The sequence below is a fragment of the Actinomadura logoneensis genome (assembly GCF_003428695.1).
In the GTDB taxonomy this organism is placed as follows: domain Bacteria; phylum Actinomycetota; class Actinomycetes; order Streptosporangiales; family Streptosporangiaceae; genus Spirillospora; species Spirillospora logoneensis.
Genome location: NZ_QURH01000840.1, coordinates 1 through 5163 on the forward strand (window position 1 = coordinate 1; position 5163 = coordinate 5163).

Annotated in this window: 6 protein-coding genes; 1 reads left to right on the forward strand and 5 read right to left on the reverse strand. The window is 74.1% G+C overall.

The features are described 5' to 3' along the window. The 4 genes from obgE to DZF91_RS28590 all read right to left on the reverse strand — a co-directional run. Positions 1 to 1382: GTPase ObgE (gene obgE / locus DZF91_RS28575; RefSeq protein WP_117360222.1), on the reverse strand; the 1382-nt coding region annotated here is incomplete at its 3' end. A gap of 85 nt (positions 1383 to 1467) precedes the next feature. Beyond that, positions 1468 to 1725, reverse strand: a complete 258-nt coding sequence (rpmA, locus tag DZF91_RS28580; protein ID WP_117360223.1) for a 50S ribosomal protein L27 — start codon at positions 1723 to 1725, stop codon at positions 1468 to 1470. A 12-nt stretch (positions 1726 to 1737) separates the two neighbouring features. Then, on the reverse strand, positions 1738 to 2052 hold the full coding sequence (gene rplU, locus DZF91_RS28585; protein ID WP_117360224.1) for a 50S ribosomal protein L21: 315 nt from the start codon (positions 2050 to 2052) through the stop codon (positions 1738 to 1740). 346 nt (positions 2053 to 2398) lie between these two features. After that, positions 2399 to 3349, reverse strand: a complete 951-nt coding sequence (locus tag DZF91_RS28590; RefSeq protein ID WP_117360227.1) for an NADP-dependent oxidoreductase — start codon at positions 3347 to 3349, stop codon at positions 2399 to 2401. Between the two features lie 168 nt (positions 3350 to 3517). Here DZF91_RS28590 and DZF91_RS28595 point away from each other — a divergent pair, with 168 nt between their 5' ends. Then, positions 3518 to 4483, forward strand: a complete 966-nt coding sequence (locus tag DZF91_RS28595; RefSeq protein ID WP_117360225.1) for a GlxA family transcriptional regulator — start codon at positions 3518 to 3520, stop codon at positions 4481 to 4483. On the opposite strand, the gene DZF91_RS28600 is transcribed toward DZF91_RS28595, so the two are convergent. Beyond that, complete coding sequence (locus DZF91_RS28600) at positions 4464 to 4952, reverse strand: SRPBCC family protein (RefSeq protein ID WP_117360226.1); 489 nt, start codon at positions 4950 to 4952, stop codon at positions 4464 to 4466. The genes DZF91_RS28595 and DZF91_RS28600 overlap by 20 nt on opposite strands. Positions 4953 to 5163 lie beyond the last annotated feature (211 nt).

The following is a 5163-nucleotide window of genomic DNA, read 5'->3' on the forward strand; positions in this document are numbered from 1 at the left end:
CGCCGGTCGGTGCCGCGCGGGGACGCGGCCGCCGCCGCGGCGGCGGCCTCGGGCTCCCAGTCGAACACGATCGCGTCGTCCATCGTGCCGATCAGGACCGTGGCGCCGGCGGACGCGCCCGCCTTGGCGAGCTCCTCCTCGACGCCGAGGCGGGCGAGCCGGTCGGCGAGGTAGCCGACGGCCTCCTCGTTGCCGAAGTCGGTCTGCCGCAGCCAGCGGACGGGCTTCTCACCGGTGATCAGGTAGGTGTTGTCGCCGACGTTGCGGACCTCGTACTCCACCTCGCCGCCGACCGGCACCGGGCGGATGACCAGGCGGGTCGGCTCGGCGGGCGGCAGGCTGGCCCGGTACTCCTGGACCATGCCCGCCATCGCGAACGACAGCTCGCGCAGGCCCTCGTGCGTCGCGGCCGAGACCTCGTAGACCTTCAGGCCGCGCTTCTCGAACTCGGGCCGGACCATGTCGGCGAGTTCGCGGCCGTCCGGGACGTCCACCTTGTTCAGCACGACGACGCGCGGGCGGTCCGACAGCGGCCGGTCGCCCAGCACCCGGTCGTACGCCTGCAGCTCGTTCTCGATGACCTCGAAGTCGGAGACCGGGTCGCGGCCCGGCTCCAGCGTCGCGCAGTCGAGCACGTGCGCGAGCGTGGACGACCGCTCGATGTGCCGCAGGAACTCCAGGCCGAGCCCCCGGCCCTCGCTCGCGCCCTCGATCAGGCCCGGGACGTCGGCGACGGTGAACGTGGTGTCGCCCGCGCTGACCACGCCGAGGTTGGGGACCAGGGTGGTGAACGGGTAGTCGGCGATCTTCGGCTTGGCCGCGGACAGCGCCGCGATCAGCGACGACTTGCCCGCGCTCGGGAACCCGACGAGCGCCACGTCCGCGACGCTCTTCAGCTCCAGCACGACCTCGCGCTGCTCGCCGGGCTCGCCCAGCAGCGCGAAGCCGGGGGCCTTGCGCTTGGCGGTGGCGAGCGCGGCGTTGCCGAGGCCGCCGCGTCCGCCCTGCGCGACGACGAACCGGGTGCCCTCGCCGACCAGGTCGGCCAGCACCTCTCCGTCGGGCGACTTCACGACGGTGCCGTCCGGCACGGGCAGCACGACGGGCTCGCCGTTCGCGCCGGTGCGGTGCCCGCCCTGCCCGGGACGGCCGTTGGGGGCCTTGCGGTGCGGGCGGCGGTGGTAGTCGAGCAGGCTGGCGGTGTTGGTGTCCACCTCCAGCACGACGTCACCGCCGTTGCCGCCGTTGGCCCCGTCGGGGCCGCCCAGCGGCTTGAACTTCTCCCGGTGGACCGAGGCACAGCCGTGCCCGCCGTTTCCGGCGACCACCTGCAACACGACCCGGTCCACGAACTGCGCGCCGGCTCCGGAGTTGGCGGCCACGAATCCTCCTGGTGAGAAACGGAACAAACGAAGGGGCGGACCGAGAGTCGGTCCGCCCCTTCTCCAACGTCGCTATGCGGCGGACTTACTCCGCCGGCGGGACGATGCTGACGGCGTTGCGGCCACGGTAGCGCCGGAACTCCACGTGGCCCGCGACCAGCGCGAACAGCGTGTCGTCGCCGCCACGGCCGACACCCGGGCCGGGGTGGAAGTGGGTGCCGCGCTGACGGACGATGATCTCGCCGGCGTTGACCAGCTGGCCGCCGAAGCGCTTGACACCCAGACGCTTGGCGTTGGAGTCGCGGCCGTTACGGCTGGACGACGCGCCCTTCTTGTGTGCCATTCGGGGCCTCCCTTACTTCCCGGCCTTGATACCGGTGATCTTGACCTCGGTGTACGGCTGACGGTGACCCATCCGCCGCTTGTACCCGGTCTTGTTCCGGTAGTGCATGATGTGGATCTTCGGGCCCTTGACCGCGCCGAGGATCTCGGCGGTGACCTCGTAGGAGGCCAGGTCGGCCTGCTTGCTGACGACGTTGGCGCCGTCGACGACCAGCAGCGCCGGGAACGTCACCGTCGAGCCGACCTCGGCGTCGAGCTTGTCGACGGTCAGGACGTCGCCCTCGGCGACCTTCTCCTGCCGCCCGCCTGCGCGGACAATCGCGTACACGCGGAAACCCTTCGTTCAACGCGCGCTTCCGGAGCGAACCGGTCCCACGCGTGGTCTTCACCAGCCCCCGGTCGGGGGCCTATCCCCGGCCGGGGCCGAGGACGGCGCACCGCACGGCCTCGGGACCGCGGGCGCTCTCTGCTCCTCCTCGCCCGACGGGCGGGGAGTCTGCACCGCAACCGCGTTACCGCGGCGTCGCCGGTGCAAGTCGAAGTGGCGCGTTGACACGCACCGTCTGCCAAGGCTACCGGACGCCCAGAGGTAAGGCGAACCGTCCGGCTCGTCCGGGCACCTGGGACGGCGGCCGGAAGGGCTCCCGCGTGAAGATCGTCCCCGCGGCGCCGCCCTAACGGACCGACAGGACGATTTTACCCGTCGTGCGGCCGGTCTCCCCCAGCGCGTGCGCCTCGGCGGCCCGCTCCAGCGGCAGGACGTCCTGGACCCGGACGCGCAGGCGGCCGTCCTCGACCAGCGCCGCGATCTCCCGGAGCCCGTGGTGGTCGGGCTCCACGAGGACGAAGCAGACCCGGACGTCCTTCGCGGCGGCCTCTGCGGCGGCCTCGGAGGCGGGCCACGACGCGTCCAGCGGGAGGATCGACACCAGCCTGCCGCCCTTGGCCAGCGTCCGCAGGGACCGGGCGGGGTAGTCGCCGCCGATCGTCTCCAGGACGACGTCCACGTCCCGGACGGCCTCGGCGAAGTCGGTCTCGCGGTAGTCGACCAGCTCGTCCGCGCCCAGCTCGCGCAGGAACGCGTGCTTGGCTGCGCTCGCCGTGCCGATCACGTACGCGCCGCGCGCCTTGGCGATCTGGACGGCCAGGTGCCCGACACCGCCCGCCGCCGCGTGGACCAGCACCCGCTCGCCCGGCCGGACGTCCGCGGTGTCCACGAGGGCCTGCCAGGCCGTGAGCGCCGCCAGCGGGACCGCCGCGGCGTGCGCGTGGTCGAGGTTCGCGGGCTTGGGCGCGAAGTGGCGGGCGGGCGCGGTGACGTACTCCGCGTACGCCCCGGCGGGATGCGGGAACCTCGGCATGCCGAACACCTCGTCCCCCGGCCGCAGGACGGTGACGCCGTAGCCGACCGCCTCCACCACGCCGGACACGTCGAAGCCGAGGACGAACGGCGGGCGGGTCCCGTCGGGGAACGCGCCGCGCGCGCGGGTCTTCCAGTCGGCCGGGTTGATCCCGGCGGCGTGCACGCGGACCAGGACCTCCCCCACGCCGGGCTCCGGCCGCGCGGTCTCGACGATCTTCAGCACCTCGGGGCCGCCCGGCTCGTCCTGGCTGACGGCCCGCATGGTGGCGCCTGCCGCCGTGTCCTCAGCCGTGTCGGCCTCGGTCCGCGCCGTGATCTCTGCCATGTTCTGACCTTCCTGACCTGCGTTGTTTCGGGCGTGACCCCAGGTTTCCGCGAGACGCGGGCGGTGGGGAGCGGCCCGATGGCCGGGATACGAAAGAATCGGGCCATGCATCGTGTTGCGGTCCTCGCCCTGGACGGCGTCGTCCCCTTCGAACTCGGCATCCCGGCGCGGATCTTCGGCCTGGCGTACTCCGCGTCCGGCGAGCCGCTGTACTCGGTCGCCACCTGCAGCCTGGACGGACGGCCGGTGCGCACGGACGCCGACTTCACGATCAGCGTGGAGCACGACGCGTCCCTGCTGGCCTCGGCCGACACCGTCGTGATCCCGCCCTCGCACGCGCTCGGCGCGCTCCGCGACGGAGAGCCGCTGCCGGACGCCCTGCGCGACGCCCTGCGGTCCGTCCGGCCCGAGGCCCGGCTGGTCGCGATCTGCACCGGCGCGTTCGTGCTGGCCGCCGCCGGGCTGCTGGACCGCCGTCCGGCCACCACCCACTGGCGCGAGGCCGACCTGCTGCGGCGGCTGTTCACGGCCGTCCGGGTCGATCCCGACGTGCTGTACGTGGACGACGGCGACGTGCTGACCTCGGCGGGCGTCACCGCCGGGATCGACCTCTGCCTGCACCTGGTCCGGCGCGACCACGGCAGCGAGGTCGCGGCGCAGGTCGCGCGGATCTGCGTCACGCCCCCGTGGCGGGACGGCGGGCAGGCGCAGTACGTCCGGCGGCCCGTCCCGGAGGAGCGCGGCAACGGGCTCGCCGCCACCCGCGCCTGGGCGCTGGAGCGCCTCGGCGACCCGCTCACGCTCGCCGACCTGGCCGCGCACGCGGGACTCGGCGTCCGCACGTTCACCCGCAACTTCCGGGCCGAGACCGGCGTCAGCCCGGGCCAGTGGCTCGCGGAGCAGCGCCTGGACCTGGCCCGGCACCTGCTGGAGGCCACCGACCTGCCCGTGGACGCCGTGGCGCGCCGCGCGGGCTTCGGCACCGGCGCGGCCCTGCGCCAGCGGTTCAGGGCGGCCCTGGACGTCTCGCCGCAGACCTACCGGCGCACGTTCAGGACGGCGGCGGCCTGAACCGCGCGGCCTGCCACCGCCACCCCGCCAGGTCCCCCTGACCGTCGGTCTCGCCGGCCTTCCCGGCGGCGGCCTCGATCGCCCGCTTCATCTCGATCGCGCCGCGCTCCGTCCGGACGCGGATCTCCGGGGCGACGGCGTGCGGCAGGACGTCGGTGGTCCAGATCAGCCGGGCGGCGCGGTCGCCCTCCGGACGGACCTCGAACGAGGCGTGGTGGCGTTCGACCGGAGGCCGCGCCCCCTCGACGACCGCGTAGGCCAGGCGGCGCCGCTCGTCGTCCACGGCGATGATCAGCTCCCGCACCACGTGGCCGTCCGGGAACGTCAGGAAACGCTGGTCGCCCTCCAGACGGGTCCCGGCGACGCGCCCGGGCAGCAGCCGCTCGTGCACCGCGCCGACGTCCCGCAGGACGTCCCAGACGTGCTCCGGCGGCGCGTCGATCACGATCTCCTGCCGTACCGAGGCCATGCGGCGCATCCCTCCTCCAGGACGGCGACCACCATGATCAAGTCCAACTTGATCAACCCGGCCGCCTCCCGGACGATTCCGCCCCGCCGACCCGGGCGCCCCCGGAACGCGGACGCCCCCGCCGTCCAAGACCGGACGGCGGGGGCGGGCGGTGCGCTCGGTGTCACTCGGCGTTGGCGGGCTCCGGCTCGGGCGGGGCCGAGGCCGGACG

Excerpts from the sequence above, each read along its gene's own strand:
- rpmA (WP_117360223.1), bottom strand. The coding sequence starts at position 1,725 with ATGGCACACAAGAAGGGCGCGTCGTCCAGCCGTAACGGCCGCGACTCC.
- DZF91_RS28590 (WP_117360227.1), bottom strand. The coding sequence starts at position 3,349 with ATGCGGGCCGTCAGCCAGGACGAGCCGGGCGGCCCCGAGGTGCTGAAG.
- DZF91_RS28595 (WP_117360225.1), top strand. The coding sequence starts at position 3,518 with ATGCATCGTGTTGCGGTCCTCGCCCTGGACGGCGTCGTCCCCTTCGAA.
- DZF91_RS28600 (WP_117360226.1), bottom strand. The coding sequence starts at position 4,952 with ATGGCCTCGGTACGGCAGGAGATCGTGATCGACGCGCCGCCGGAGCAC.